The following is a 3,503-nucleotide window of genomic DNA, read 5'->3' on the forward strand; positions in this document are numbered from 1 at the left end:
ATCTTCGACCTCGTCGACTACGGCGTGGTCGGCGACCTCTTCCAGGTCGTCCCCCAGCTCACCGAGGAAGTCAACACCCGCAAGGGCTGACACCCGACGGGGAGTCCAGGCGGCCCGGGGCCGCGCGGTGTGTTCCACCGCGCGGCCCCGGGCCGTTTCCGGTCACCATTGACGCGGATACAGCCGCCTTATAACTTCACCATACGGATTGTTGATTCCGGTAAGCGGAAACGACGTGACTGTGAAGGGTGTGGAAATGGGTCAGCAGGAGAAGGTGGCAACGAGCCTCGCCGGTGCGGTCAGCGAGGAGATCAGCGCTTCCCTCACCGCGGTCGACGCCGAACTCGCCCGCCGCTACCCCGGAGACCCCGGCACGCGCCAGCCGGTCCACACGGTCTACGTCCCCGGTGACGCGTTCGCCGCCGGCACCATCCGCTCCTGGGGCGACCAGGCGCTGGAGGCCCTCGACGAACACGCCCCCGACGCCGCCTCGTTCGCCGCCGTCCTCGGCATCCCGGGCGAACTCGCCGGACCCGTCCACGACCGGGTGCGCGCCAAGCTGGAGCGCGAGCCGGTCGAGGACCTGCGCATCGACTTCGAGGACGGCTACGGCCCCCGCCCCGACGCCGAGGAGGACGCGGCCGCGGCCCGCGCCGCCCGGCTGGTCTCGGAGGCGTACGCGAAGGGCACGGCGGCCCCTTACACGGGCATCCGGATGAAGTGCATGGAGGCCGCCGTGCGCGACCGGGGCATCCGCACCACGGACATCTTCCTCACCGGCCTCATGCGGGCGGGCGGCCTCCCCGACGGGCTGGTCCTCACCCTGCCCAAGGTGACGTACCCGGAGCAGGTCACCGCCTTCGTCCGGCTCCTGGAGGCGTTCGAGGAGGCCCACGGCCTGCCCGCCGGGCGGCTCGGCTTCGAGATCCAGATCGAGACCAGCCAGTCCATCCTCGCCGCCGACGGCACCGCCGCCGTCGCCCGCATGATCGACGCCGCCCGGGGCCGGGCCACCGGCCTGCACTACGGCACCTTCGACTACAGCGCCTGCGTCGGCGTCAGCGCCGCCTACCAGGCCAGCGACCACCCGGCCGCCGACCACGCCAAGGCCGTCATGCAGGTCGCCGCCGCGGGCACCGGCGTACGGGTCTCCGACGGCTCCACCAACGTCCTGCCGGTCGGCCCCACCGACCGGGTGCACGAGGCCTGGCGGCTCCACTACGGCCTCACCCGCCGGGCCCTGGCCCGCGCCTACTACCAGGGCTGGGACATGCACCCGGGACACCTGCCGACCCGCTACGCGGCCGTCTACACCTTCTACCGCGAGGGGCTGGAGCAGGCCGCGGCCCGCCTCGCCGCGTACGTCGCCAAGTCCGGCGGGGACGTCATGGACGAACCCGCCACGGCCAAGGCGCTCAGCGGCTACCTCCTGCGCGGCATCGACTGCGGCGCCCTGGACACCGCCGAGGTGGCCCACCTGACCGGACTCACCCGGGCGGACCTGGACGCGTTCGCGTCGCCGCGGCGGGCCGGGCTCACGGTGACCGCACCGTGACGACCGGCCGCCGGGGAGCCGTGCGGCTCAGGCGGGCGGCAGTTCGCCCGAGCCGCGCGGGATGAGCGTCGTGGGCAGCTCCACGCGGGCCGGGGTGTGATCGGCGCCGTCCAGACGACGGAAGAGGTGCTCGGCGGCGGTGCGGCCCACGGCGGCGGCGTCCTGGGAGATGACGGTGATGCCGAGCAGATCGGCGAGCTCGATGTCGTCGAAGCCGACCAGGGCGATGCGGCGCTCCTGCTCCGCGAGGACGCGCACCGCCGTCACCGTCACCCGGTTGTTGCCCGCGAAGATCGCGGTGACGGGCTCGGGGCCGGAGAGCATCCCCTCGACGGCGGCCCGGACCCGGTCGGGTTCGGTGGAGCCGAGGGAGACCCAGGCGTCCTCGACCCGAGTCCCGGCATCCGCCATCGCCGCGTGATAGCCGCGCAGCCGTTCGGTGGCCGTGTGGATGCGCGGCCGGTCGCCGATGAAGCCGATCCGCCGGTGGCCGTGCGCGATCAGGTGCGCGACGCCCTCGCGGGCACCGCCGAAGCTGTCGGAGAGGACCGTGTCGGCGTCGACCCGGCCCGCCGGGCGGTCCACGAAGACGGTGGCGACGCCCGCCTTGATCTCCGGTTCCAGATAACGGTGGTCGTCACCGGCCGGGATCACGATCAGCCCGTCCACCCGGCGGGCGCACAGCGCGAGCACGAGCTCCTGCTCGCGCTCCGGGTCCTCGGCGCTCGACCCGTTGATGAGCAGGGCGCCGTGGGCCCTGGCCACCTCCTCGACCGCGCGGCTCAGCGGACCGTAGAACGGGTCGGCGAGGTCCTCCAGGACCAGACCGATCGAGGCGGTGCGGCCCTTGCGCAGGACCCGCGCGCTGTCGTTGCGGCGGAAGCCGAGCGCCTCGATGGCCTCCTGGACCCGGCGTTCGGTGTCGGGAGTGACACCAGGTTCGCTGTTGACCACGCGGGAGACCGTCTTGAGGCCCACTCCGGCGCGGGCCGCGACATCCTTCATGGTCGGCCGGTTGCCGTAACGGGGCTCGGGGTGACGGGCGGTCTCGGCCACGATGCGCTGTCCTGTCCTCGGGGGCGGTCCGGCGGGGGGTCCGCGGGCGTCGCCACGGGCCGGCCGGAGGCTGTGCGGTCGAGCATAGGCCCTGGACAACGTTGTCAGCTGAATGGAGACTGATCCTGAACCCCGGGGTCCTTCGTTCGGATCGGGCCGGACCTGCGCACGTGTGCAGGCCTCGCGGGCCCGGCATGATCCGGACAGGAAGTCCCAGGCCCCCGCCGCCTACTCACGGAGCCTCACCGATGCATACCGACCTCGTCGCCGCGCTGGACATCGGCGGTACCAAGATCGCCGCCGCGCTGGTGGACGGCGACGGCGGGCTGCTCGTGCGGGCGCAGCGGCCGACCCCCGCCCGGGAGGACGCCGAGACGGTGATGGCGGCCGTGGAGGAGGTCGTCGCCGAGGTGTCCGCCGCTCCGTCGTGGGAGCGGGTGAGGGCCGTCGGGATCGGCAGCGCGGGGCCGGTGGACGCGTCGGCCGGCACGGTCAGCCCCGTCAACGTCCCGTCCTGGCGCGACTTCCCGCTGGTGGAGCGGGTCGGCAAGGCGACGGGCGGACTGCCCGTCGAACTGGTCGGCGACGGGGTCGCGATGACGGCCGCCGAGCACTGGCTGGGCGCCGCCCGGGGGTACGACAACGCGCTCTGCATGGTGGTGTCCACGGGGGTCGGCGGCGGGCTGGTCCTCGGCGGCAGGCTCCACCCCGGCCCCACGGGCAACGCCGGACACATCGGCCACCTCAGCGTGGACCTGGACGGCGACCCGTGCCCGTGCGGTTCGCGCGGCTGCGTCGAGCGCATCGCCAGCGGCCCGAACATCGCCCGCCGGGCCCGGGAGGCCGGCTGGCGTCCCGGCCCGGACGGCGACGCCTCGGCCGCCGCGGTGGC

The 3,503-nt window shown here is 73.9% G+C and carries 3 protein-coding genes; 2 read left to right on the forward strand and 1 reads right to left on the reverse strand.

The window, feature by feature from the left end:
- The first annotated feature begins 256 nt into the window (after window positions 1-256).
- On the forward strand, window positions 257-1,555 hold the full coding sequence (locus tag ABZZ04_RS39285; protein ID WP_356937035.1) for an aldolase: 1,299 nt from the start codon (window positions 257-259) through the stop codon (window positions 1,553-1,555).
- A 27-nt stretch (window positions 1,556-1,582) separates the two neighbouring features.
- On the opposite strand, the gene ABZZ04_RS39290 is transcribed toward ABZZ04_RS39285, so the two are convergent.
- A complete protein-coding gene (locus ABZZ04_RS39290) occupies window positions 1,583-2,611 on the reverse strand; it encodes a LacI family DNA-binding transcriptional regulator (RefSeq protein WP_356937033.1) in 1,029 nt (342 codons plus the stop codon).
- 248 nt (window positions 2,612-2,859) lie between these two features.
- Here ABZZ04_RS39290 and ABZZ04_RS39295 point away from each other — a divergent pair.
- The coding region (locus ABZZ04_RS39295) for an ROK family protein (protein ID WP_356937034.1) at window positions 2,860-3,503 on the forward strand (644 nt) is incomplete at its 3' end.

The sequence above is a fragment of the Streptomyces sp. NPDC006435 genome (assembly GCF_040612315.1).
Lineage (GTDB): Bacteria > Actinomycetota > Actinomycetes > Streptomycetales > Streptomycetaceae > Streptomyces.